Consider the following 23,122-nt stretch of genomic DNA (forward strand, 5'->3'; position numbering starts at 1 on the left):
CATTTGATCAGCCAAAGTTGCAAACGTATGTCAGGCAACATAAGAGATTAATTTTTCATCAATTACTGCAAGTTCACCAAGTCGCTTCAACTGTTTAATATAGCGGTTTTGAGTGCACACCCCAAGATTGTTATTTTACATTTCGTGTTTTAACTCCTTTAGGAAATACTCCCATACTTTTTTCGTTATTTTTGGGCAATGCAAAAATTCATTCTTTTCATATTCTTAATGGCTTCTCCAGCACTTCTCGTTGCACAAAGCAAAAAAGAGAAGAAGAACGAAAAGGCGAAAACCGAGGAAATAGAGAAGCCCAACATTTCCATCGACTTAGATGCTGAAGACACACTGACCGATGTAGACTTAAAAGTTAAAAAAAACACTTTCTATGGTGAAAAAACCAAAAGAAGGTGGACTGTTACGGAAGTACAAGGCCGAAATCAAATCGAAGAATTCTATGTATTGAAAGAAGCCGTTGAAGTAGACGCCTATGCCCCTATTGTTTATGTTTACGACCACAACAAAAGGCAAATTGCAGATGCGAAATCGAGGGCTGGACTGATAGAAAATGTGCTTCACGGCCCATACAAAAGACTTATAAATGACGTAATAGTAGAAGAAGGCATGTACTTTCATGGGGTGAAGCATGAGAGATGGATAAGCTTAACAAGAGATCAAATGCTCACCGATAAAGAACACTATTCAAAAGGTTGGTATAGAGATTCGGAAATCACTTATTACGATGCCGAGAAGACCAAAGTAAAAGAAGTGATCCCCATTCAGTACGGAAAAAAAGAAGGCACCTATTATTACTTTTATGAAAATGGCCGAGTAGCCGTGCGCGGTTATTATGAGTTTGATAAGAAAGTCGGTGTTTGGACCGAATACTATAACAACACCACTCGGGTTATTGCAAAGCGTGAAATCCAATTCCCTCCAGACCCTTACCAAAAACATTTCAGAACCTATATTCGAAAAGAATCGGACAGGTTTGCCAATGTATTATACGAATCACCAAAAATAAAATAAGGCCTGCCCTTCTAATAAAAGGCATCTTCAAAATGCTCAATCTCTTCAATTTGGCCATTTTTATAAATCGCAATAATATCAAAGCGAATATCACCATGCCAATCTTCGTCCAAAACAAAAGCCTCAGAGGCCTTTAAAATTGCTTGCTCTTGGCTTTTTGAAACAAAACTCTCTGGTTGACCAAAAGCCTTACTTGACCTAGATTTCACTTCCACAAAAACTAACAAACCAGCCTTTGAACAAATAATATCAATCTCAGACTTTTTATATCTGAAATTCCGATGCAAAATTCGATAACCCTTCTTCTTCAGAAAGCTTACGGCTAAATCTTCTCCTTTTTTTCCAAACGATTGCATTGTATCAAAACAAGTCCTCCTTAATTTAGGCATTATAAAGGTGATGTCAATTCAAAAACGCAATGATGCTTCAATCTATTAACCCTACCCAGACTAAATCATGGGCTGCGCTCTCCAAACATTTCAGCGCAACAGCTGATGTACATATGAAGCAACTGTTTTCTGAAGATCCCAGAAGGTTTGAGAAATTCTCAATTCAATTCAACGACATCTTAATTGACTATTCTAAAAACCGTATTTCAGAAGAAACAATCAAATTACTACTCAGTTTGGCGAAAGAATGCCAGTTGAAAGAAGCAATTGATTTAATGTTTTCAGGTGAAGCAATTAATCAAACGGAAAACCGAGCTGTACTGCATACTGCACTCAGAAACCAGTCGAACAAACCCATAATGGTAGATGGGGAAGATGTAATGCCAGAGGTTAAAGCTGCTTTGTCAAAGATGAAGACTTTCGCCAACAAAGTAACTGCTGGCAAGTGGATTGGGTACACCGGAAAACCAATTACGCAAATTGTAAACATCGGTATTGGTGGCTCAGATTTAGGCCCAGTGATGGTTACGGAAGCGTTAAAGAACTACAATACTTTTGGCATTGAGACTTATTTTGTTTCAAATGTAGATGGCACACACATTTCCGAAGTATTAAAGAAGGTAAATACGGAGGAAACCTTATTCATGATTGCCTCAAAGACTTTCACTACTCAAGAAACCATGACCAATGCCCATACGGCCAAAACATGGTTTTTAAGCCAAGGAGGAAACCAAACTGACATTGCTAAGCATTTTATTGCCATTTCTACCAATCAAGAATCGGTAGTGGATTTTGGTATCGACCCAGACAATATGTTTGTTTTTTGGGACTGGGTAGGTGGCCGCTATTCGCTTTGGTCGTCTATTGGACTTTCCATTGCCTGCACCATCGGCTACGATAACTTTGAGCAGTTATTGATAGGAGCTTTTGAAATGGATGAACATTTTCAGCAAACGCCTTTCGAAAAAAATGCACCTGTAATTCTAGCCTTGCTGGGCATCTGGTACACAAATTTCTTTGGAGCCGACAGTGAGGCAATTCTACCCTACGACCAATACATGCATCGTTTTGCCGCCTATTTTCAGCAAGGAAATATGGAAAGTAATGGCAAATCAGTGGATCGTTCTGGACAGAAAATCAATTACCAAACTGGCCCAATAGTTTGGGGAGAACCAGGTACAAATGGACAGCACGCCTTCTACCAGCTTATTCATCAAGGCACAAAATTAATCCCTTGTGATTTTATTGCTCCGGCCATAAGCCAAAACCCGATAGGTAATCACCATTCCATTTTGCTATCGAATTTCTTTGCACAAACCGAAGCGCTTATGAATGGCAAATCGTATGACGAGGTTGTTAATGAATTAACCAAAGCCGGAGAATCAGAAACTGAAATTAATAAAACAGCCCCGTTCAAAGTTTTTGAAGGTAATAAACCCTCAAACTCTATCCTCGTTAAAAAACTTAATGCAAAAACATTAGGTTCTCTCATTGCGCTTTATGAACATAAGATTTTTGTACAAGGAATTATCTGGAATATCTACAGCTTTGACCAATGGGGTGTAGAGTTGGGCAAAGTATTAGCCTCCAAAATTCTCCCCGAATTGCAAGATGAAAGCGAAGTACAAAGTCACGATAGTTCTACCAATGGGTTAATAAATACATACAAGAAAATGACTCTAGGCAATGACTGACAAGAAATACCTCTATCCATTAAAATTCGACACCATTTTTAAAGAGAAAATATGGGGAGGAACAAAAATTAGAGATGTTCTAGGCAAAGACTTTTCACCCTTAAAAAATTGTGGAGAAACCTGGGAAATATCTGGAGTGGAAGGCAATCTCTCAAAGGTAAGCGAGGGACCGCTTAAAGGCATGACCATTCCCGAAATCACTAACATGTTTAAAGAAGAGTTTGTAGGTAAAAAAGTATACAAAAAATACGGCAACAATTTCCCTTTACTCATTAAGTTTATTGATGCCGCACAAGACTTAAGTATCCAAGTCCACCCGAATAACAAGCTTGCTAAAGAAAGACATAATTCTTTGGGTAAAAGCGAAATGTGGTATGTTCTACAGGCCAACCAAGGCGCTAAAATCATTAGCGGTTTTAACAAAGACATCAGCAAAGAAGAGTACCTAGATCATTTAAATAATGGAACTTTAATAGACATCCTAAATGAAGAAACTGTAGAAGCAGGTGATGCAGTTTACTTACCCGCTGGCAGAGTACACACAATAGGTAAAGGACTCTTAATTGCCGAAATACAGCAGTCATCAGATGTTACCTACCGTATCTATGATTTTGACCGAAAAGATGAAAAAGGCAATAAACGAACACTACATACACAAGAAGCTATTGATGCGCTTGACTATGACACACATTCGGACTACAAAATAAAAGTGCAAAAAAAACTAAACGAGGTTGTCCCTTTAGTAGAGTCTGAATTCTTTAAAACAAACCTGTTAGAATTCTCTACTGGTATTATCCGTGAGCATTACAACAAAGACTCATTCATAATATATGTATGTCTAGAAGGAGAAGCAGAAATTACAACTTTGGGTCAAACAGCAAAAATTAGTAAGGGAAATGCAGTTTTAGTGCCACAAAAGTTTCCAGAAGTACACATTAGAACAAATTTGGGCTTCAAAATGTTGGAAACCTACTTACCTTAAGCTACTTTTGGGCATGGCTGGAAAAAAGAATATGAAAAACTTTGAAGCCACTTTCTTAAACCTAAAGGATGAGACTGTGGTAAAGAAAGAGTTTCCAGCGCGAAATCATACTTCAGCACTTCGCAAGGCCAACCGATTAATCACGAAAAACGTACGTGTATTATCTGTTGACCAAGTTGAAGGTCCTGAGGTTTCGGCTTAAAAGTGTGTGTGTATAAAGCTGTTTCGCGTAAGACATGAATATTCTAACTAATAAGGCTGTTGAAGTAATCAATCTGGGTGCAGAAGATTACCAACGTGTATGGGATTACCAGGAAACTGTTTTTAAAAAAACGGTCGATCGGAAAATTGAAAATAGAAAGCTTGAAAAAGCCGAATTACAAACTATTACAGACAACTATCTTATTCTGTGCGAACATCCTCATGTCTATACTCTTGGCAAAAGTGGGTCTATGGAAAACCTGCTCTTAGATGAGCATGGATTAGAAAAGCATTTCGCGAAATTTTATCGGATTAACAGAGGTGGTGACATTACATACCACGGCCCTGGGCAATTAGTTGTTTATCCGATAATTGATCTCGAAAATTTCTTCACAGATATTCATAAATACTTGAGATATCTGGAAGAAGCAGTAATCCTCACTCTACGGGAATACGGCCTAAATACTGGCCGTATTGATGGGCTTACTGGGGTATGGGTCGACTTTGAAAAAGGCGCCCAAAACCCACGTAAGATATGTGCAATGGGGGTAAAAACAAGCCGGTGGGTAACCATGCACGGCTTGGCCCTCAATGTTAATACAGACTTAAGTTACTTTAACCACATTGTTCCTTGTGGTATTGACGATAAAGAAGTCACCTCTTTAAACAAAGAATTAGGCCATATCGTAAATATGGCAGACATTCAGCAAAAATTAATTCACCATATTGCTGAAGTATTCCAAATGGAGATTCTTTGAGAAAGCATTACAAAAAACTTGGTATTACCATTACCCCAATCCTTTTGATTGCGGTTTTGTATTTTGCATTCTCGAACTCTAAATCTGCCCCAAAATCTTTAATAAATATTCCATATCACGAAAAACACCGTGGTATTTGCTGGGTAGCCAGTTCTAGAGAAGTAGCCGAAGCCGAAATACAATCACTGGTTGGGAGAAACATTAACTGGATATCTCAAACTCCTTTTGGCTGGCAAAGTGGATATGACAACCCTGAAGTGAGAGGGAATCATGGCAGAGAAGAACAAAACGGTTGGTGGGGAGAAAGAGATGAAGGACTCAAGATAACCACTCAATACGCTAAGGAAAACGGCATAAAAACGATACTAAAACCACACATCTGGCTTCGCGACCAAGAAGGAAAATGGCGTGGCGAAATCAAAATGAAAACGGAAGAAGACTGGCAAAAATGGTTTTCAGATTATGAAGATTTTATACTTCATTACGCTCGAGTAGCAGAAGATGCTGAAATGGAAATGCTCTGTATTGGCACAGAACTGCATCAAACCTGCATTGAGCGAGAGGAGGATTGGAGAAAACTTATTGCTAAAATAAGGACCATCTATTCTGGAGAACTCACTTATGCTGCAAACTTTTCGGACGAATACCAAGACGTTAAATTTTGGGATGCGCTAGATTACATAGGTGTACAAGGCTACTTTCCGTTAACAGACAAAGAGAACCCTTCGGTAGACGACCTTAGAAAAGGCTGGGCAATACCACTTAAAAATTTAGAAGAATTTTCTATTCAGTACGATAAACCTATCCTTTTTACCGAAGTAGGTTATAAAAGCACCAAAGATGCTGGCATTGACCCTTGGGAATGGCCGCAAAGAATAAATGCTGAAGAAAGAGAAAAGATTTTTTCTGAAGAAACGCAAGCCAATGCGTATCAAGCACTTTTTGATGAAGTAATGGACAAACCTTGGTTTGCTGGTTTACACATCTGGAAATGGTACCCCAACTATGGTAACTCACGAAATTCAAGTGAATTCAATATTGATTTCACCCCTCAGAAAAAGCAAGCAGAACAAGTGATTATTGATTCATTCGCTAAATTCAAATAACCTAAGAGTTTTCAATCTTGATTATTAGTTTTGCCTTTCTAATAAAGCACATCAAGAACTTGTTATGAAAAAAGACATCTCATTTCCGGAAGTCACCGGTGTTAAAATAGCAATTGCCAAAAGCACAAATAATTTAGGTGAAAGTGAATGGCATGCCTATATCATTAACAAAAACTTGATTGAACTGAATGATGTGCTAGTAGTTTCCAAAGGTCAAGAAAAACCCAATGGAACGGGAAGAAACACATCTACATTAAGGCATATTTTAGAAACAATTGAAGCCCAAAGCACCGCTCCCTTTGAAATGATTAGTCCTGAAGTATTTTCATTCCAAAATGAATTTTGGATTAGCTATTATATTGTTGGTGAGTTATTCGATAAAAAATTCATAATTGCTCCATTCAATGAATTCGAGTTACAAGACATTGAAGAGCTTGGGCTCAAAGGAGTTTACGCCCAATAAAAACCTTAACACAAGCCCAGCTCTTTTTGGTAGGGTATAAACCAAGATAAGCGTAAGTATTCTGTAAAGCGTATAAACAAATTGTCTATTTTAAACTGATCGAAGATAGTAAAGTACTTTTGTCAGTAAAGTTTGTTTACCGCTACCAATTACATACTTTCGATTGAGACTCGACTAGACCAGTTTGTTAAATTTTAAACAGTAGTTAAAAAAAGAACTAATGGAACAATTTAGCCCGAACCACAAGCAGAATGAGTCTGGTAGAGAAAAAACAACAGCCATTTCTCAAAAGTACAATAGCCCTCTAACTACCGAAACAATCGTGCGTAAAAGAGTATCTGTTAGAGATATCATTGACGCCCATTATAAGCGTAGTAGATAACACTTTGAAAGCTACTTACAATTGTCTTTTCTTCTGGTGTCTACTAAATAGATAATCTTCCAGCCGTTTTCTCCTTTAAAAAGTTGAAAGGAATTTACCCCGCAGTGCGAAAAATTATCACCAAGGTAAAATTCATAAGGAGTCCAAACGGAGGCCAGATCTCCATCAATTAATATATTCCCAAATTCAATTTTTTCATCCCAAACCTGATCGTGTGGGGTTCCAACTGCGTTCAGAAAACCCTTCAACCCAGCATCCAACACTACAGCTTTCCCAGTTCTGTCTTTGTTAATAGTTTGTAAAATAGCTTTGTCAGCAAATGCTGAACGCACCATAGTGCTATCCCCTTTTCTCATTCCGTTAAACATTGTCATAATCGTTTCTTTAATTATGACTTCATCCGACTGTGCCTTGAGCGTTGTAGTTTGAGTTAAAACCAACATAGTTAGGGTAACTCCTAGGGTAAATATCTTTTTCATTTTCTTCCTTTTCCAACAAGTTAAACATTCTACTAAAAAACCGTGACCGTCAATAACCAATTTAGACGCTTTCTTAGCATAATAATTAGGTCGAAAACGTTTTCGGTTTACCTTTGCACAAACAAGTGAAATGGCTGATCCTTACATAAAAGCGTTACACATTATTTTTATAGTCACCTGGTTTGCAGGGCTATTTTATATTGTAAGGCTCTTCATTTATCAGGTTGAAGCTTCTGAAAAACCAGAGCCAGACAAATCCATTCTTGGGGCTCAATTAAAGTTAATGTCCAACCGTTTGTGGTTCATTATTACTTGGCCTTCAGCAATACTCACTCTATTCTTTGGAAGTTGGATGGTCATCAGCAATCCTGCTATGCTTTCGTTATCATTTATGCAGATTAAGCTAAGTTTCGTTTTGCTACTCTATGTGTATCATTTCGCTTGCCACAAGCTCTATAAGCAGCTTCAAAACGACATTATAAAATACACTTCAACCCAACTGCGCATATTCAATGAAATTGCCACAATTATCTTAATCTCTGTGGTCTTTTTAATCGTATTGAAAAACGAACTCAACTGGATTAAGGGAACCATTGGTTTTGTGTTAGTAGCAGTACTTTTAATGTTGGGTATTAGAATTTACAAAAGAATAAGAAATCAAAAAGGAGATAAATAGTAGGTATGAAAAAGCAATTGGCAGTTATCACTTTAATTTTTGCATTCGGATTTTCTGCATGTAACTCACAGAAAAAAAATAAACTCCCTATTTTAGGAAGAACTGATTATGTAGAAGTAAACGGAAAAATAGACACGGTTTATCATACGATTCCAGATTACAGTTTTGTAGATCAAGACAGTGCCGAGGTAACCCCTAAAACCTTCGAAAACAAGGTTTATGTAGCTGACTTTTTCTTCGGCACATGCCCTACTATTTGCCCAGTAATGAAGCAGCAAATGCTCCGTATTTATGACCGTTTCAAATCAAACCCGGAGTTTGGTATTATATCGCATACCATAGACCCAGACCATGATACTGTTGCTTACTTAAAAGACTATTCGGAACGCATTGGCATTATGGATAACGATGTTTGGCATTTTGTAACGGGTAAAAAAGAAGAGATTTATGACTTAGGAACAGCAGCTGGCTACATGGTTCAGGTAGGCGAAGATGCCTCTGCAGAAGGCGGATACATTCATAGTGGTGCATTTATTTTGGTAGACAAGGAAAGAAGAGTAAGAGGTTTTTATGACGGTACAGTTGCTGCTGATGTTGATATACTGATGAATGATATTGACCGACTTTTAAGTGAATACGAAAAGAAATGAAAAAACAGCTATTCATATTAGCCGTCATATTAGGCATGGCTTCGGGCTGTTCAGATAATAAAAAAGCTGTTGAGAACGAAGTGCCAAATAATACCCTGAGCGACTTCGACCATAAGGAAACCCAATACTATTCAAACGGACGAAGGCTATATAAATCCATTTGCCAAAACTGCCACATGGAAAATGGGGAAGGGCTTGGAAAACTAATTCCTCCCTTGGCCAAGTCTGACTACATGAAAAACAATAGAGCCAACTTACCCAGAATAGTAAAGTATGGCTTAAATGGCCCCATTACCGTAAACGGAATTGAGTATAACCAGCCAATGCCAGCTAACCCTAAATTAACTGACATTGAAGTAGCTGAGATTCTTACCTATATAGGAAATACCTGGGGAAACGGAATAGGAAGCTTTACCACGGAAGAAGTGATTACCAGCCTTTCGGAGAAAGAATAGCTTTAATTGTTCTCTAAAGCTTTCTTGGCTGCCGCTATACTGCTGTTGATATCTTCCTTAACCTTTTTGACTCTTACGATTTCGGCATTAATAAAAGTCATTTTCTCCTCTTCAGTAGACTCATTGTTTACATGTGGAGTAGAGTTTTTGCTCCAATCGTTCATCCAGCTCATCATACCTTCTTGTGCTTTCTCTAAGCTCAAAGCGATGCCTCTAAGTTCATCAGGGTTTGCACTGCCTTCCACTTTATCGAGTATCTTCTTTTTAAGCGACATCAGCTCACCCATTTTCGGCATTACTTCATCGTGAATGGCGAAAACTTCGGTTTTAAGAGTATCAAACTTATCCTCCTTCTTTTCGCAAGCAAAAACGAACAGTATAATTACAAATAACGAAAAAGCTCTTTTCATAACGATTATTAATTTGGCGTAAAGCTAACTTTTGGCAATCTAAGCCACAAAGAATTTTAGAAAGAATAAACTAGTAGCTATCGTAAGCTAAACCAGCAAATACCCCATCTTTCAAAATATACATCAGCTTGTCTGGGTCTTTCTTATTCAATGCCAGTTTACCTCTTATTCTTATTCGTTTGGTAGTGTACTTAATTTGCTCTTTCATGGTAACTTCCATCACCGTTTCTGGCCCTCCAGACCCGCAAAAGAAACACTCACTAATTGGTAATGAAGAAATAATTAATTGGGTAGGCTTGAACATTCCTTCAAAAGGAATAATGTAGCCATCCACTTCAACCTCTTGGCCTTCTACCGCCTGAATTTCTTTACTGAAAACAGGAAGGTAAACATCGCCATATTCATCTTTAGAAATCTCATAGGTAACCTCCGTTAAGGTTTTCCATAATTTTGCTCCTGAAATTTTAGGTTCTTGGGCATTAAGCCCTGCCGATACAACTGAGACTAATAGTACTATCAATATTTTTTTCATATCATTCTTGCGCTAATACTTTCGAAATTTGTGTTCTATATGCATTGAATGCTGGCAGAATTGAGGCCAACACCCCTACACCCACGCTAATTAATAACACGTAGAATTCACCTTTTACCAAAACCATTCCTGAAATACCAATGGCTTCGGATTTCTCATAAAGCCCGGTTAAGAATTCTACTAAACCATGACCGAGCAAAAAGCCCAATACACCACCAATTGTGGTAATTATAATGCCTTCAAAAATTACATGAATAAACAATTTGGTTTTTGAGGCACCCAACGATCGCATAATGGCCAAATCGTATTTTCGGTCTTTCAGGGCATTGTAAAGAGAAATAAAAATGCTTAATCCTGCAATTACGATGATTATATACGCAAAGCTTTTGATCATGTTTACCCCAATTCCCATAAGTGAAAACAACCTCTGGGTTTCAAAAGCAGGAGACGCTGCTTGCATATTGGTGTCGCTGTTAATCATTCGAGGCAAAACAACCGCCCCCATAGCCGACCTAAACTGAATTAACATTGAGGTGATTTCAGCATCCGAGCCACCTTCTGGCAAACCTGTTTCATAAGCAGACCCCAACACTGGTTCGTGATCGTGGTTATCATGGTCTTCGTCTCCCTCTTCATCTGTATGTTCATGTACTTGCCAAATACTTTCAATATTGGTTAAAATGAGTTTATCCAAAGCCGAATTACTAGGCTCTAGAATGCCCACTACTTTATAGCTGGCCTCATCGTGATCAAGATCTGTATCGCTCAAGCCATGTGCTCCAAAAAACTCATCACCAATTTTAAGCCCCAATTGCATGGCCACATTCGTGCCTATAGTGCATTCCAAATTATATTTCCACAAATCGCCAGACGCCAGACTTCCTTCATAAAGCTTTACGTAATCGTGGTTAGTGCCTACTATTCTAAAGCCTTGGTAGTTGTCGCCCAAAGCCAAAGGAATTGCCGATTTCACCTGACGGTTTCGAGTTAATGCTTTCGCCTCATCTAATTTTATATTTCCAGTTGGGAAATCGATGTGATACACATTCGCTAAAATCAACTGCAGTGGACTTCCCTTCGCCCCCACTACCAAATCAATTCCCCTTTTGTTCTTGGATAGGTTTTCTTCCAACTGAGAATTGAGAATTAACAGTACCAAAATAATGGCGATTCCTAAGCCCATGAGCAATACATTTAAGAATGTATTGAGGGGTTTATCCTTTATATATTTCCAACTAAGTAAAAACAGGTTCATTGCTCGTTCAGGTTTAGTTGTAAATCAAAAGCATCTTTCACGCGCTGGTCGTGAGTAGCTATTATTAATGAAGCATTGTGGTTTTCGGCTTGTTCTTTCAGCAGCTGAATTACACTGTCCGCATTGTCGTCATCTAAACTTGCGGTAGGTTCATCGGCCAAAAGCACACGTGGGTTGTTCAGCAAAGCCCTAGCAATGGTCACTCTTTGTTGCTCTCCTTGGCTCAATTGCCTTACCTTAGAATTGAGTTTTTCACCCAAGTTCAAGGTGTTTAAAACTTCTTTGATGCGCCCCTTATCTTGAGGAATTCCAGAAAAATACTGCGCCAATAAAAGGTTATCTTTCACGGTAAGTGCCGAAATTAAATGCGCTTTCTGAAAAACTAGTCCAATGTTTTGACCTCGGTATTTATCCATTTCAGTACCTGAAAGACTATACAAATCGGTGCCGTCAATGAGCACTTTGCCCTGAACAGGTTTCAACAGTCCACCAAGAATGTGGAGCAAAGTGGTTTTCCCGCTTCCTGACTTGCCAAGAATCATCAGATGCTGCTTCTCTTTAATTTCCATATGGGAAATGGACAGAAGTCGCTTTTCTGAATATCCGAAATTTAGGTTTTCTATGGTTATCATATCCCTTTCAAAAATTCAATTGCAAGTAACCAACTTGTATTTAAAAATGGCAACCGATGGTGGAGTTTTGGGCAGAATAACCATTATAGCGCTCCTACGTTTCAATAAAAGTCATTCCTCTTTTGAATGTCTCGAATTTTTAAGAATAAATAATACCTTTACAGCTTACTCAAAATTGAAGATTTATATGTTGGATTTCTTTAAAAAGAAAAAAGACAAGGCACCAAAACAGAAGAAAGGTTTCTTTAGAGAACTCTTCAATGACGTGCTTTTCGCGTTAATAGCGGTCACTATTATCCGAGGTTTATTTATTGAAGCCTACGCTATTCCTACAGGATCCATGGAAAACTCCATGCTCATTGGCGATCACCTTTTCGTTAGCAAATTACACTATGGCGCCCGAACGCCTAAAACACCTATAAAATTTCCTTTGGCGCATCAAGATTTTTGGGGATCTGGTATTCCATCTTACTGGGACGGAATTCAACTTCCGCAATACAGATTACCGGGTTTTAGAAAAGTAAGAAGAGGAGAGCCTGTAGTTTTCAACTACCCGCCAGACTTAAAATATCCAACTGATATTAAGACATTCTATGTAAAACGTTGCGTGGCCATTCCTGGTGATGTTTTAGAAGTACGCGACCAACAAGTATACATCAATGGAGAACCAATGGAAAACCCTCCAAATATGCAAACCAGCTATTTTGTGGAAACTCAAAACGGAATTCATCCAAGATATATGAGAGAATTAGGTATAACAGATTATACCGATGATAACCCGATGGACACTTATGCCACTACGGCTTCTCCAAACTACCAATACAATGGAAAACTGGGTTTTTATATGAACACCAGCCAAGAGCAAGCCGATAAACTGGCTAAACTGAATTTCGTTACCAGTGTTGAGAAAGTAGTTTACAAAAAAGGTGAAGGCTACACGGCTTTCCCTGAATCACAACAGTATTTAGGGGCCGAATATACTGCCTATAACCCTGTAACGGATTTTGGTTGGACAATCGACTCTTTTGGCCCTTTGACCATGCCTGAAAAAGGGCAAACCATTCAACTTACACCAGAAAACGTAGATTTGTACCGTACTCCAATTGAGCATTACGAAGGGAATGATGATGTAGAAATTAGAGGAAGTGAAGTATTTATTGAAGGACAAAAAATTACAGAGTACACCTTCAAGCAAGGCTACTACTTTATGATGGGTGATAACCGTCACAACTCTGAAGATTCTCGTTCATGGGGCTTTGTACCTGCAGATCATATTGTAGGAAAGCCATTGTTCATTTTCTGGTCTGTGGATAGAACCAACCCTGAGGCTGGATTCTTCGAAAGCATTCGTTGGAACAGAATATTTGATTTAATAAAATAATGCAGAAAAGACTGATTTTCACACTGTTAATTTTAGGAATTACTACCTCTGCCTTTGCTCAAGAAAAAAACATGTGGAAGACGCTTTCCAATGTAACCGTTGAAAAGAGCTTTGATGAAATCCTGAGTATTGATGTCGAGCATTATAATTTTGCCAGCCAGGTAAAAGCCCTTAACGGGAAAAAAATCAGCCTTGAGGGCTGGATGATTCCATTGGATGAACTAAGGGGCGAAAACTACTTTGTGTTGTCTTCTTTGCCATTTGCCAATTGCTTTTTTTGCGGTGGTGCTGGCCCTGAAACCGTAGCCGAAGTGTTTAGTAAAAAGGAGGTAAAGTTTACTGAAAAGAAAGTTAGAGTAACGGGAGTACTTACCCTAAATTCAGACGACCCTTTGCGCTTAATGTACATACTCAACGATGTTGAGGTAGAAGAAGTAAAAGACTAGACACACCACTTATAAGAACTTAATTGCATGCTTTCATTTCAGTAGACATATTGAAAAATGAAAGCATTTTTTTCTTTGGCTGTTTTGGCCTTATTCCTCATTTCTTGCGAAACCAAACCGGAGTATGTACTTACTGAATTTGATTACGCGCAAAAAAACGACACCCACGATAAAGAAATAGCTCCTCAAGAAAAGCGCAGTTATTCCCTTACAAACGAAGGCGTAACAGCCGATAATTTATTTGATGGTGCCCGAATGAACAATTTTACTTCGATTGGCAAAAACCATTATCAAGTAGAAATTAGTCCCGAAAACACCCCCATAAACCCAAGTGCTTGGTTTGCTTTTAGAATTTATTCTGAAGATGAAAAGACCGTTGATATTACACTCAAATATGGGTTTGGAAGACATCGTTATTGGCCAAAAATAAGTACCGACAGAGAAAACTGGACTGCAATAGACAGTACAAAGTTCACCGTGGCTGAAGATCGAAAAAGCGCTACCATGACCGTAAACCTTAGCGCAGACACGCTCTACATTGCTGCTCAAGAAATTATCAACTCTTCAGATATGCTGGAATGGACTCAGTCATTCTCATCTGCCAAAACTCAGCATGAGGTAATTGGAAAATCGAAATTAGGCCGCGACCTGCTCAATATGGACATCACCAATGGTAGCGCAGAAGGAAAAGACATAGTGGTGGTGCTCAGTAGGCAACATCCCCCAGAAGTAACGGGCAACTTGGCCATGATGGCTTTTCTTGAAGAAATCGTGAACGATAGCGAGCTCAGCAATAAATTTTTAGACCAGTACAGATTAATCGTATATCCGATGCTTAACCCCGATGGCGTAGATCTAGGCCATTGGAGGCACAATACGGGTGGGGTAGATTTAAACCGTGATTGGGCTTTTTATAGACAGCCAGAAATAGAACAAGTCTGTTCCGACATTGTTGAAAAAGTAAATGCTTCTGGTGGTGAAGTAAAACTCGGCCTCGATTTCCATTCCACTTTTTCCGATGTCTATTACACTTATCACGACACCGTAGAGTCAGTAATTCAAGGTTTTTCTAAAGACTGGATTGAGAATATTTTTGAACGCGTGCCTCAAGACCAAGGCAGAATAAGCCCAGCAGCAGTGGGTTCAGCCGTTTCTAAAAACTGGTTTTATAGCCAGTTTAAAGCCGAAGGCATTACCTACGAAATTGGTGATGACACCCCCAGAAATTTGATCAAAGAAAAAGGCAAAGTAAGCGCCCAAGAAATGATGAAACTGCTTTTAGAGGAATATAATGGGGAGAGGTAAAAGTAATCAAGGGTATAACTGGTGCTTGCCTGTGGCGAATACCCATCTTCTTATGCGCTTGTAAGTAAAAAGACCATTGTAATCTAGTAAGGACACAATGGTGTGTTGGTTTTTCATTCATAGCTGAAATCCTTCACCTAGCCCCCTCCAATTATCTCCATTGCCCAATTCTAATGTTTTAGGTTGAGGGGGACAGTGGTTACCGATAGTAAGTATTAAGCCAATTCACACTCCTGTTTTCTAGCAAAATATATTCAAAACCACTACCTTGTATAAAAAGGTACTGGTCAACACAACATATTTGATACTCATTACGTTGTTCTTCCAACAACCTAAAACCGGACGGTCAAATAGTCCAAAGGTCAACAACTCAAACAACATGCAACATCTCAAAGAATTTTTCTGGTTCTGTGCGGGGGTCAACCGCTCATTATTGAACCGATGTCCCACCGATGCTTCAAAATACACTGGAATAGGCGCTGCCGTTTTCTTCACTGGCGTTTTAGCCGCGCTTTCTGGTGGTTATGCCTTTCATACCGTTTTTGAAAATGTTTGGTGGGCACTGGCCTTTGGCCTACTCTGGGGTACCATCATTTTCAACCTCGACCGCTTTATTGTTTCTACCATGCGGAAAAACAAGAAGGGTTTTGGAAGAGAATTTTTAACCGCTTCTCCCCGAATATTGTTGGCCATTATGCTGGCCATTGTAATTTCAAAACCTCTTGAATTACGCATTTTCTCAAAAGAAATCGATCGAAAACTGATTACACTCGAAGAAGAAATTTATCAGAAAGAGATTATTGATTTAGAGCGAAGGTACACCACTCAATTGGCTACAATCGATGGTCAAATTAGTAATCTAAAAGCTGAAATAGTTGCCAAAACAGAAAAGCGTGATGAGCTAGCCAAAGCGGCTCAGGAGGAAGCCGATGGCACGGGTGGTTCGGGAAAAAGAAATGCCGGCCCTATTTATCAAATCAAAAAAGCAGATGCCGATCAAGCGCAAAAAGAGCTGGCTGAATTACAAGCCCTAAACTTGCCACTGATTGCAAATAAACAACAAGAATGGGATGCCCTTTTCGAAGCCAAGCAAACTGAAATTGCCAACCTAAAACGTAACCCTTGGAACGGAATGGCGGCTCAATTACAGGCATTAAGAATTTTGGGAGAAGAAAATACAGCCATTCATTTTGCCAATATTTTCATTATGCTACTTTTCATTTTATTAGAATGTACCCCTATTCTAGCCAAGCTCATTTCTGGCCGTGGGCCTTATGACGAAATGCTGGAAATCAGAGAACACTTCTACAAAAACCATAACATAGAAAAACTAGCCGAAATGGATCACAACACCTATGAAAAGGTGAAGGGATATTCTACGTTTCCAGGGAATTGAATGAGCAACTGATTGTTTACTACTATATATAAGTGCTCACTTACCTATTACTGTAACTGGTGCTTGTCTTTGGCGAGCACCTGTCTTTTAAAGCGCTTGTAGATCATAATTTTGAATATGTAGCAAGCCCCTTCTCCTTTATTCATCCCTCGACATCTTCCATATGTATCTATCTTCATTTTCAGGTGAATGCTGCCCTAATAAAGACATAGAATCCTGATCAATTTTTATGATCGTAAAAAAATGCATTCCCTCCACATTAATCATGCTATCAACTAGGTCATAAACAAAGGCGCCCGTTCTTCCACCTCTTTGTCCAAACTCAAATCTGCTAACATCAAACGAGAAGTACAGATTAACTTTTATGTTATCCCCTAGTGTATCCACTATATGCTCCTTGTCTTCAAAATAAGCATTGCCATCGGTCTTTACTCGAATCAAATTGTCACATTGCCAATTGCCAACAATTAGCTCCTTCATTTTTGTGCGCGCACTTGCAACATCTACTGAGTTAATCCGCTTAAAGATCAAAAAATCAAAGCCTCCTGACAATGACATGAGGTCTGATTGTTCTTTTAGCTTTAAAGTACTGTCACTTAACTCCACGACTTTATACCTACGCCCCATATCAAGTATTGAGTCTTTAAATGAATAGCTAAAACCATAGCCCAGTTCATTGTTAAAGCCTTCTCCTTGCGTGTTAAATGTCAGTTTTACGTCCCTCACCTTCTTAACTTTTGTCGAGTTACTTTCTGACTTATCACCAAGCTCAACTAAAGGTCTAAACAAATCCTCCACATCTATTTTCTTACCTAAGCCGTCAACTTCATACTCATCAACTAACTCCCATTTCCCAATAAGTAGTCCATTCGATATGTCAAGTTCATTATATATTGAAGGTGGAAACGCTCTTTGGGTGCTGACCACTAAGCAAAGATTCGCTATAATAAATACTGACTGGACTAGAGAGAATTTTTTCATACGTTAATAGGTTTAAAAAAAGCCATCCGTTTTTCAACAGATGGCTTCTCATATTTTTAAGGATAAGCTTTAAAGACTTTTCTCATCACTATTTAAAATAATAACCCCCGAGGCTTCAAAGGCCAATTCGTTTTTATCTTCTGTAATAGCAGCAATTTCTTCTACGCTTTTGCCAGCATCTTCAGCGTAATGCTTTAGAGTTGCTACATCAGTCATAACCCTTTTTACCTTACCTTCAATAATAGCTCTATTTCCTTCCATTCCTTCTTTTGGAACAAAGAATGCATAATCTTTAAAAGTTACTCTCATTTCTTCACCAGAAGGAAGAACAAGGTTCATCCAGCAACCCTTCATAGCACAAGTAGAAGTAATTTCACCTTCCACTTTTACCATTATAGAATCACTTTCATTCAACTGATTCATCATTTCTTCTACAGAGATGATGTTTTCATTGTTGATTTTTTCTCCGTAATACCCCACTACGATAGATTCGTCCCACTTAACTTCTTCTTTCTTACCTGCGCAAGAAAAAACGAAAAGGGCGATAAGTAATAGTATGCTAATTTTCTTCATGATATCGTTATTTAATGCAAAAATAGCAACAGATTAGTTAAGGAACAACGCTCTTAAGGCTTTGACGGAACCAGCAATTCTCTTACATCTATATCTAATACTTCAGCTATTTTGTACAAAACATGTAAACTTGGCTGGGTCTTGTTGTTTACGTAATTGGTAGTTACTACGTAACTTTTTTCAATTTTTTCGGATAGCCACGCCTGAGTACGGCCTTGCTCCCGAAGAACGGCTTTTATCTTATTCATTTGATTGAGGTTTTTTAGAATTCAGAGAATTCTAGTTGCAATTTGCTAACTGTTAACGTCAATTCCACAATACTTTTATATAAATCTCATCAAATATGAGAAATCAAGGTTCGAATTATGGCTGAAACAACATGAAGAGCATCTTAAAACCCATTATTCAACAATTATGATCCGTAATTATTTTCTTGAAGAAACGTGACAATCGGTACAACTGCTTCGTTTCTTGAGGTTTACAACTCCAGAAACCAGTTAACGCTCTCTATCCTTAAAAGGAACCTGATAACCTACCGTATTGCGCTTATGTTTGTTATTTTTGCCTTTCATTAATCACTATGTCAAAAGGGATTCAGCTATTTGTTGGTGTTATTTTAATATCTCTCTTCAGTTTAGAGATTCCTACTCGTGCATTTCGTCTATATGAAAAAGGAGATACAGAAAAAGCCATTGAAGTGCTGAACAAGTCTTTAGAGAAGGACAGCCTGAATCCGGCAGGCAATTTTTTGTATTCAAAAATTTTTATCGATAGCCTTTTTAAAAGTTACAGTATCGATTCTGCCTATCATTTTGTGAATAAGGCCATTTCTAATTTCAAACAAGTTAAGGACAGCAAAGATTTAGACAACTTAAAAGAGCTCGGCATTGACTCAGCTGCTTTGCAACAGCAAAAAGATAAAATTGATAAGCTGAAGTTTGAGGTTATTAAAGGCAAACACACTATTTCAGATTACAACGGGTTTATAAATAAACATGCTGATGCCGACCAAATACCCGAGGCAATTCAGCTAAGAAATCACATTGCTTTTGAAGATGCTGCGGCCGTTCATACATGGCAGAGCTATTTGACTTTTATGACGAAGTACCCGAAAGCAGAAGATTATGGAAAGGCCAAGCCCCTCTATGAAAAACTGCTTTTTGAAGAAAAAACAGCTGATGGCAAATTGGAAAGCTTGACAAGCTTTTTAGAAGAACATCCTGAAACGCCTTATCACGAATCGGTAGAAAAGGACATTTACGAAATTGTTACAGCCACCAACCAAATAGAAGACTATACCGATTTTCTAAAAAAATATCCTAACCAAAAACTTACAAGAAAAAGCATCCCGAGACTTTATCAACTGTTTAAGGAACTGTACCCCGATCAAGATTTCTTCAAATATTTTAAGTTTCAAACGGCAAAGGATTCGATTGAAAAAGTAAATGCATTAGAGGCGGGCTATTGGCTTCCTAAAATTGAGGACGGAAAAATCAGCTTCATAAATAGTAAAGCCGAAACCACACTTAAAACAGGTTTCGATAAAGTAGACACTAACTGTCTATGCTCGCCTCAATTGGCTGATTTTGTTCTAGGTGAAAAAGGTGGTAAACAGCAAATCGTTGCGCGAAACGGAACCGTAATTTATGAAGGAGACTTTGATAGTGCTTCCGATGTTGGTTTTGGCTATATCCAAATAGAAAGCGAATCGGGCTTCATGCTTGTTCATAAATCGGGCGAGCTGATTATTGATCAGCCAATGTCGTCCACTGCCGTTTTGAATTCGCGATTTATTAGAACAGAACAAAACGGCTTTTATGGCTTAACCACCATTAATAAAAAGCCTCTGCTAAGCCATCAGTTTATCGATATTGATACCATTGGAAATTTCATTTGGCTTGAAAAAGAAGAAGGAATTGCACTGGCAAAAACTGAAACGCTATTTCCAGCCGCCAATGGCGACAAAGTGGACCTAGACTTTATATATGAAGAAGTTGAGCTTCTTGATGATGGAAATTTTTGGGTAGTTAAAAATGGGCAAGAGGCTATTTTAGATACTCAACTCAACACTTTAATTCCCTTCGGCACTTATAAAATATACCCTAAAACTTACGGTTGGCAACTAAAGTCTGCCAAAGGGATTCAACTATTACACAACAAGTATTTATCCTTAAAAGACCTCCACTACGAAAAAGTGGTTGAAAGTGAGCGTTGGCTTGGACTGAAAAAAGATGGCAAATGGGCTTTGCTAGATCAGGCCGGAAAATTTCAACCAAAATATAATTACGACTCATTAGGGCTTTGGGGCGAAAACATAGTTATGCTAAAAAAAGAAGAGCAAACCACTGCTCTATTCTACAACGGCAAACAACTTGACATTAAGAAAGGCTGGGAACCGAAACTCCTGATACCTCAGAGTTATGTGAGTACGGGAGCAAAAGTAGAGTTCGACTTTTTAATGCTTACAGGCCCCAAAAAAGCGAGAAAGATTTACAATAGCTTTGGAAGGGAAATTCTTAGCATTACACTGGAAGATGCAGTCGCGCTAGGCCCTAACTTAATCCGTCTACAGAAAAAAAACGCGGCCCTTACCGATAGTACTGGCAACTATGTGTTGAACTTTATTTATGATGGAATTGGCTCCAACACAAACGGTTATGTTAGCATTTTAGATAAAGGAAAAGTAGGTGTAATCAATATTGAAAAACAGATTAAAATCCCCCCTACTTACGATAAGCTTATTGAACCTTATTCCGACACCGTGATGGTGGCTACCAAGGGCAAGCTTAAAGGTTTTATTTCCACAAAAAACAGAGAATTGAGCGCTTTTGATTATGATGAAGTTAAATATTTTACCGACACCGTAGCCTTAGCAAGAATTGAAAACGAATGGTTTTTACATAACATCCGAGATGAGTCTCTACATTATGAGGGAATCCTAAATTATAAAATGCTTGAAGAAAATTCTCAAGAGAAAAAATTATTGATTACCACAGAAAACGGAAAGGGAGTTTACAGTAATACGCGAGGCGAATTTATAGAAGCAACCTATGATGAAATAAAAGTACTAGGCACAACCAATGATCCTATTTATTTTGCAGTGAAGATTGTAAGAGAAGCCAATATTTATGTGGTAATCTACTTCGACAAAAATGGTAATAAACTGTTTACACAGACTTTTAAACAGGATGAATATTTTAAAATAGCTTGCCCTAAAAATTGAAAAAACTACAAATGAAGAAGTCTTCTTATTTTATTCTAATGCTTGCATTGATAACATCCGTGCAATTAAAGGCGCAAAACGTAAATGAAAAGCCTAAGCTAGTAGTCGGTATTGTTGTAGATCAAATGAAACAAGAATATTTGACCCGATTTTACGGAAATTTTGGCGAAGGCGGTTTTAAAAGATTTGTAGAAGAAGGGTTTATAGCCAGAAATGGGCATTACAATTACTCTGCTACAAATACTGGCCCTGGTCATGCATCAGTGTATACTGGAACAACCCCAGCAGTACACGGAATTGTAAATAACAGTTGGTATAGCAGAAGTTTAGGCAGAAGCGTTTACTGCGCAGAAGACACTACCGTAGTGGCAGTAGGAGGTACAGCCAAAAACGGACTGATTTCACCAATGAATCTTTATTCAACTACAATTACAGACGAACTTAAGCTATACACACAAAAGCAAGGAAAAGTGATAGCAATGTCAATCAAAGATAGAGGCTCGGCCCTTCCTGGTGGTCACTTGTCTGATGGTTCTTATTGGTACGATTCAAATACTGGCGAATTCATGACTTCTACTTATTACATGAAAGACTTACCAAACTGGGTGAAATCATTTAACTCAGCTAAACATGTAGACAAGTTTTTAAACATGACATGGGACACATATTTGCCCATTGAGAAATATTCGATTAGCGGTCCAGACAATTCTCAATATGAGTCTGGGTTTAAAGGTAAAGACACTCCCACATTTCCTTATAACTTAAAAGAGTTAAGAAAGGACAATGGAAATTTCTCGCTGATTTCAAGTACTCCGTTCGGAAACAGCCTATTAACCGAGTTTGCCATTTCGGCTGTTGATGCCGAAAAGTTAGGGCAAGACAACACGCCTGATTTCTTAGCTGTAAGTTACTCTAGCACCGATTATATAGGCCATAACTTTGGTCCTCAATCTAAAGAGGTTCAAGACACTTATATCCGATTGGATCGTGAACTCGCAAAACTATTTGATGCGCTCGATCAAAAAGTAGGTAAAGGTAATTATAGCGTTTTCTTAACTGCTGATCACGCAGTGGCCGAAAATTCACTTCAAATGAAAGATGAAGGCTTTAAAATTGACAACTTCAGTAACAGTAATGCGAGAAAGGCCGTTGCTGCGGCTTTGAGTGCAAAATATGGAGCGAAACCTTGGATTGAATCTTTTTCTAACAACATCCACTTGAATCATAAATTGATTGAAGCTGAAGGCATTGACCTTTATGAAATGCAAAGTTTTGTTGCTGCTAAAATGATGGAGCAAAATGGTGTTTACATTGCTCTCACTGCTCGTGATTTAGTGACCAACAACTACACTAAAAACATTAAGAACTTATTACAAAATGCTTATCACACTAAAGAATCAGGTGACGTATTGGTAGTTATGGATCCGGGATGGCAAACCGGAGGAAGCAAAGGTACAGGTCACGGAAGCTCTTGGACTTATGATACCCATGTACCTATTTTGTTTTACGGTTGGGGAATTAAGAAAGGAAATTCCGTTCGCGAAATTCATATTACTGACATTGCACCCTCTGTAAGTATGCTATTAAATATGAGACTACCGAATGGCGCTACGGGCACACCAATTATAGAAATGTTTAAGTAAGAATAGCGCAACACAATTCTAACAACACCCTTGAGAAATGAGATTCTTCAAGGGTGTTTTTTTTCACCCCATAGATAGCAATAC

The 23,122-nt window shown here is 38.4% G+C and carries 26 protein-coding genes; 17 read left to right on the forward strand and 9 right to left on the reverse strand.

The features are described from left to right. Positions 1–198 precede the first annotated feature (198 nt). Entirely contained in the window at positions 199–1,026 is an 828-nt protein-coding gene (locus OB69_RS02445) for a toxin-antitoxin system YwqK family antitoxin (RefSeq protein WP_053222111.1), read from the forward strand. An 11-nt stretch (positions 1,027–1,037) separates the two neighbouring features. On the opposite strand, the gene OB69_RS02450 is transcribed toward OB69_RS02445, so the two are convergent. Then, the gene (locus OB69_RS02450) at positions 1,038–1,382 is read right to left on the reverse strand and encodes a YraN family protein (RefSeq protein ID WP_053222112.1); all 345 of its coding nucleotides are present in this window, start codon (positions 1,380–1,382) and stop codon (positions 1,038–1,040) included. A gap of 65 nt (positions 1,383–1,447) precedes the next feature. Here OB69_RS02450 and pgi point away from each other — a divergent pair, with 65 nt between their 5' ends. The 7 genes from pgi to OB69_RS18540 all read left to right on the forward strand — a co-directional run bounded on the left by pgi (position 1,448) and on the right by OB69_RS18540 (position 7,001). Beyond that, positions 1,448–3,109 carry a glucose-6-phosphate isomerase gene (gene pgi / locus OB69_RS02455; RefSeq protein ID WP_053222420.1) on the forward strand — a complete coding sequence of 554 codons (1,662 nt, stop codon included), beginning with the start codon at positions 1,448–1,450 and terminating at the stop codon, positions 3,107–3,109. Further along, complete coding sequence (locus OB69_RS02460; protein ID WP_053222113.1) at positions 3,102–4,091, forward strand: type I phosphomannose isomerase catalytic subunit; 990 nt, start codon at positions 3,102–3,104, stop codon at positions 4,089–4,091. The genes pgi and OB69_RS02460 overlap by 8 nt, the downstream gene beginning before the upstream one ends. Positions 4,092–4,104: 13 nt before the next feature. Further along, a complete protein-coding gene (locus tag OB69_RS02465; protein WP_053222114.1) occupies positions 4,105–4,293 on the forward strand; it encodes a hypothetical protein in 189 nt (62 codons plus the stop codon). A gap of 34 nt (positions 4,294–4,327) precedes the next feature. Further along, positions 4,328–5,050, forward strand: a complete 723-nt coding sequence (gene lipB, locus OB69_RS02470; RefSeq protein ID WP_053222115.1) for a lipoyl(octanoyl) transferase LipB — start codon at positions 4,328–4,330, stop codon at positions 5,048–5,050. Next, positions 5,047–6,156 (forward strand): glycoside hydrolase family 113, encoded by a 1,110-nt coding sequence (locus OB69_RS02475; RefSeq protein WP_053222116.1) that lies wholly within the window; start codon positions 5,047–5,049, stop codon positions 6,154–6,156. Before lipB ends, OB69_RS02475 begins: the two co-directional genes overlap by 4 nt. Before the next feature lie 64 nt (positions 6,157–6,220). Continuing rightward, positions 6,221–6,619 (forward strand): hypothetical protein, encoded by a 399-nt coding sequence (locus OB69_RS02480; RefSeq protein ID WP_053222117.1) that lies wholly within the window; start codon positions 6,221–6,223, stop codon positions 6,617–6,619. A 220-nt stretch (positions 6,620–6,839) separates the two neighbouring features. Continuing rightward, entirely contained in the window at positions 6,840–7,001 is a 162-nt protein-coding gene (locus OB69_RS18540) for a hypothetical protein (RefSeq protein ID WP_157608471.1), read from the forward strand. An 11-nt stretch (positions 7,002–7,012) separates the two neighbouring features. On the opposite strand, the gene OB69_RS02485 is transcribed toward OB69_RS18540, so the two are convergent. Beyond that, a complete protein-coding gene (locus tag OB69_RS02485) occupies positions 7,013–7,480 on the reverse strand; it encodes a nuclear transport factor 2 family protein (protein ID WP_053222118.1) in 468 nt (155 codons plus the stop codon). A gap of 130 nt (positions 7,481–7,610) precedes the next feature. Between OB69_RS02485 and OB69_RS02490 the strand changes: the two genes are divergently transcribed. From OB69_RS02490 to OB69_RS02500, 3 genes are read left to right on the forward strand one after another with little or no spacing between them, the layout of a single operon-like run. Further along, the gene (locus OB69_RS02490) at positions 7,611–8,156 is read left to right on the forward strand and encodes a CopD family protein (RefSeq protein WP_053222119.1); all 546 of its coding nucleotides are present in this window, start codon (positions 7,611–7,613) and stop codon (positions 8,154–8,156) included. A 5-nt stretch (positions 8,157–8,161) separates the two neighbouring features. Next, positions 8,162–8,806, forward strand: a complete 645-nt coding sequence (locus tag OB69_RS02495; protein WP_053222120.1) for an SCO family protein — start codon at positions 8,162–8,164, stop codon at positions 8,804–8,806. Continuing rightward, positions 8,803–9,261, forward strand: a complete 459-nt coding sequence (locus OB69_RS02500; RefSeq protein ID WP_053222121.1) for a c-type cytochrome — start codon at positions 8,803–8,805, stop codon at positions 9,259–9,261. The genes OB69_RS02495 and OB69_RS02500 overlap by 4 nt, the downstream gene beginning before the upstream one ends. A 2-nt stretch (positions 9,262–9,263) precedes the next feature. On the opposite strand, the gene OB69_RS02505 is transcribed toward OB69_RS02500, so the two are convergent. From OB69_RS02505 to OB69_RS02520, 4 genes are all read right to left on the reverse strand, one after another. After that, the gene (locus tag OB69_RS02505) at positions 9,264–9,671 is read right to left on the reverse strand and encodes a hypothetical protein (RefSeq protein ID WP_053222122.1); all 408 of its coding nucleotides are present in this window, start codon (positions 9,669–9,671) and stop codon (positions 9,264–9,266) included. Positions 9,672–9,741: 70 nt separating this feature from the next. After that, positions 9,742–10,203 carry a hypothetical protein gene (locus tag OB69_RS02510; RefSeq protein WP_053222123.1) on the reverse strand — a complete coding sequence of 154 codons (462 nt, stop codon included), beginning with the start codon at positions 10,201–10,203 and terminating at the stop codon, positions 9,742–9,744. Position 10,204: 1 nt separating this feature from the next. Further along, positions 10,205–11,458: an ABC transporter permease gene (locus OB69_RS02515; RefSeq protein ID WP_053222124.1), complete on the reverse strand. Its 1,254-nt coding sequence runs from the start codon at positions 11,456–11,458 to the stop codon at positions 10,205–10,207. Beyond that, entirely contained in the window at positions 11,455–12,090 is a 636-nt protein-coding gene (locus tag OB69_RS02520; RefSeq protein ID WP_053222125.1) for an ABC transporter ATP-binding protein, read from the reverse strand. Before OB69_RS02520 ends, OB69_RS02515 begins: the two co-directional genes overlap by 4 nt. Between OB69_RS02520 and lepB the strand changes: the two genes are divergently transcribed. From lepB to OB69_RS02540, 4 genes are all read left to right on the forward strand, one after another. Beyond that, positions 12,080–13,471, forward strand: a complete 1,392-nt coding sequence (gene lepB / locus OB69_RS02525; protein ID WP_245620769.1) for a signal peptidase I — start codon at positions 12,080–12,082, stop codon at positions 13,469–13,471. The genes OB69_RS02520 and lepB overlap by 11 nt on opposite strands. Next, the gene (locus tag OB69_RS02530; protein WP_053222126.1) at positions 13,471–13,917 is read left to right on the forward strand and encodes a hypothetical protein; all 447 of its coding nucleotides are present in this window, start codon (positions 13,471–13,473) and stop codon (positions 13,915–13,917) included. The genes lepB and OB69_RS02530 overlap by 1 nt, the downstream gene beginning before the upstream one ends. 57 nt (positions 13,918–13,974) lie before the next feature. After that, positions 13,975–15,222: a M14 family metallopeptidase gene (locus tag OB69_RS02535; RefSeq protein WP_053222127.1), complete on the forward strand. Its 1,248-nt coding sequence runs from the start codon at positions 13,975–13,977 to the stop codon at positions 15,220–15,222. Between the two features lie 379 nt (positions 15,223–15,601). Continuing rightward, positions 15,602–16,618, forward strand: a complete 1,017-nt coding sequence (locus OB69_RS02540) for a DUF4407 domain-containing protein (RefSeq protein WP_071426686.1) — start codon at positions 15,602–15,604, stop codon at positions 16,616–16,618. A 138-nt stretch (positions 16,619–16,756) separates the two neighbouring features. Here the strand turns inward: OB69_RS02540 and OB69_RS02545 are convergent, their stop codons facing one another. The 3 genes from OB69_RS02545 to OB69_RS02555 all read right to left on the reverse strand — a co-directional run bounded on the left by OB69_RS02545 (position 16,757) and on the right by OB69_RS02555 (position 18,420). Further along, positions 16,757–17,599, reverse strand: coding sequence for a hypothetical protein (locus OB69_RS02545; protein ID WP_053222129.1), 843 nt, complete (start codon positions 17,597–17,599; stop codon positions 16,757–16,759). Positions 17,600–17,668: 69 nt separating this feature from the next. Further along, positions 17,669–18,172 (reverse strand): DUF4920 domain-containing protein, encoded by a 504-nt coding sequence (locus tag OB69_RS02550; protein WP_053222130.1) that lies wholly within the window; start codon positions 18,170–18,172, stop codon positions 17,669–17,671. A gap of 53 nt (positions 18,173–18,225) precedes the next feature. Further along, on the reverse strand, positions 18,226–18,420 hold the full coding sequence (locus OB69_RS02555; RefSeq protein WP_053222131.1) for a helix-turn-helix transcriptional regulator: 195 nt from the start codon (positions 18,418–18,420) through the stop codon (positions 18,226–18,228). Between the two features lie 332 nt (positions 18,421–18,752). Here OB69_RS02555 and OB69_RS02560 point away from each other — a divergent pair, with 332 nt between their 5' ends. Then, the gene (locus OB69_RS02560; protein ID WP_053222132.1) at positions 18,753–21,395 is read left to right on the forward strand and encodes a WG repeat-containing protein; all 2,643 of its coding nucleotides are present in this window, start codon (positions 18,753–18,755) and stop codon (positions 21,393–21,395) included. An 11-nt stretch (positions 21,396–21,406) separates the two neighbouring features. After that, positions 21,407–23,038, forward strand: a complete 1,632-nt coding sequence (gene pafA / locus OB69_RS02565) for an alkaline phosphatase PafA (RefSeq protein ID WP_053222422.1) — start codon at positions 21,407–21,409, stop codon at positions 23,036–23,038. Positions 23,039–23,122 lie beyond the last annotated feature (84 nt).

The organism is Roseivirga seohaensis subsp. aquiponti (assembly GCF_001267955.1).
Classification (GTDB): domain Bacteria; phylum Bacteroidota; class Bacteroidia; order Cytophagales; family Cyclobacteriaceae; genus Roseivirga; species Roseivirga seohaensis.

What these genes read in the sequence shown, in the direction of transcription:
- OB69_RS02445 (WP_053222111.1), top strand. Translation starts at nt 199, where the DNA reads ATGCAAAAATTCATTCTTTTCATATTCTTAATGGCTTCTCCAGCACTT.
- OB69_RS02450 (WP_053222112.1), bottom strand. Translation starts at nt 1,382, where the DNA reads ATGCAATCGTTTGGAAAAAAAGGAGAAGATTTAGCCGTAAGCTTTCTG.
- pgi (WP_053222420.1), top strand. Translation starts at nt 1,448, where the DNA reads ATGCTTCAATCTATTAACCCTACCCAGACTAAATCATGGGCTGCGCTC.
- OB69_RS02460 (WP_053222113.1), top strand. Translation starts at nt 3,102, where the DNA reads ATGACTGACAAGAAATACCTCTATCCATTAAAATTCGACACCATTTTT.
- OB69_RS02465 (WP_053222114.1), top strand. Translation starts at nt 4,105, where the DNA reads ATGGCTGGAAAAAAGAATATGAAAAACTTTGAAGCCACTTTCTTAAAC.
- lipB (WP_053222115.1), top strand. Translation starts at nt 4,328, where the DNA reads ATGAATATTCTAACTAATAAGGCTGTTGAAGTAATCAATCTGGGTGCA.
- OB69_RS02480 (WP_053222117.1), top strand. Translation starts at nt 6,221, where the DNA reads ATGAAAAAAGACATCTCATTTCCGGAAGTCACCGGTGTTAAAATAGCA.
- OB69_RS18540 (WP_157608471.1), top strand. Translation starts at nt 6,840, where the DNA reads ATGGAACAATTTAGCCCGAACCACAAGCAGAATGAGTCTGGTAGAGAA.
- OB69_RS02485 (WP_053222118.1), bottom strand. Translation starts at nt 7,480, where the DNA reads ATGAAAAAGATATTTACCCTAGGAGTTACCCTAACTATGTTGGTTTTA.
- OB69_RS02490 (WP_053222119.1), top strand. Translation starts at nt 7,611, where the DNA reads ATGGCTGATCCTTACATAAAAGCGTTACACATTATTTTTATAGTCACC.
- OB69_RS02495 (WP_053222120.1), top strand. Translation starts at nt 8,162, where the DNA reads ATGAAAAAGCAATTGGCAGTTATCACTTTAATTTTTGCATTCGGATTT.
- OB69_RS02500 (WP_053222121.1), top strand. Translation starts at nt 8,803, where the DNA reads ATGAAAAAACAGCTATTCATATTAGCCGTCATATTAGGCATGGCTTCG.
- OB69_RS02505 (WP_053222122.1), bottom strand. Translation starts at nt 9,671, where the DNA reads ATGAAAAGAGCTTTTTCGTTATTTGTAATTATACTGTTCGTTTTTGCT.
- OB69_RS02510 (WP_053222123.1), bottom strand. Translation starts at nt 10,203, where the DNA reads ATGAAAAAAATATTGATAGTACTATTAGTCTCAGTTGTATCGGCAGGG.
- OB69_RS02515 (WP_053222124.1), bottom strand. Translation starts at nt 11,458, where the DNA reads ATGAACCTGTTTTTACTTAGTTGGAAATATATAAAGGATAAACCCCTC.
- lepB (WP_245620769.1), top strand. Translation starts at nt 12,080, where the DNA reads ATGGTTATCATATCCCTTTCAAAAATTCAATTGCAAGTAACCAACTTG.
- OB69_RS02520 (WP_053222125.1), bottom strand. Translation starts at nt 12,090, where the DNA reads ATGATAACCATAGAAAACCTAAATTTCGGATATTCAGAAAAGCGACTT.
- OB69_RS02530 (WP_053222126.1), top strand. Translation starts at nt 13,471, where the DNA reads ATGCAGAAAAGACTGATTTTCACACTGTTAATTTTAGGAATTACTACC.
- OB69_RS02535 (WP_053222127.1), top strand. Translation starts at nt 13,975, where the DNA reads ATGAAAGCATTTTTTTCTTTGGCTGTTTTGGCCTTATTCCTCATTTCT.
- OB69_RS02540 (WP_071426686.1), top strand. Translation starts at nt 15,602, where the DNA reads ATGCAACATCTCAAAGAATTTTTCTGGTTCTGTGCGGGGGTCAACCGC.
- OB69_RS02545 (WP_053222129.1), bottom strand. Translation starts at nt 17,599, where the DNA reads ATGAAAAAATTCTCTCTAGTCCAGTCAGTATTTATTATAGCGAATCTT.
- OB69_RS02550 (WP_053222130.1), bottom strand. Translation starts at nt 18,172, where the DNA reads ATGAAGAAAATTAGCATACTATTACTTATCGCCCTTTTCGTTTTTTCT.
- OB69_RS02555 (WP_053222131.1), bottom strand. Translation starts at nt 18,420, where the DNA reads ATGAATAAGATAAAAGCCGTTCTTCGGGAGCAAGGCCGTACTCAGGCG.
- OB69_RS02560 (WP_053222132.1), top strand. Translation starts at nt 18,753, where the DNA reads ATGTCAAAAGGGATTCAGCTATTTGTTGGTGTTATTTTAATATCTCTC.
- pafA (WP_053222422.1), top strand. Translation starts at nt 21,407, where the DNA reads ATGAAGAAGTCTTCTTATTTTATTCTAATGCTTGCATTGATAACATCC.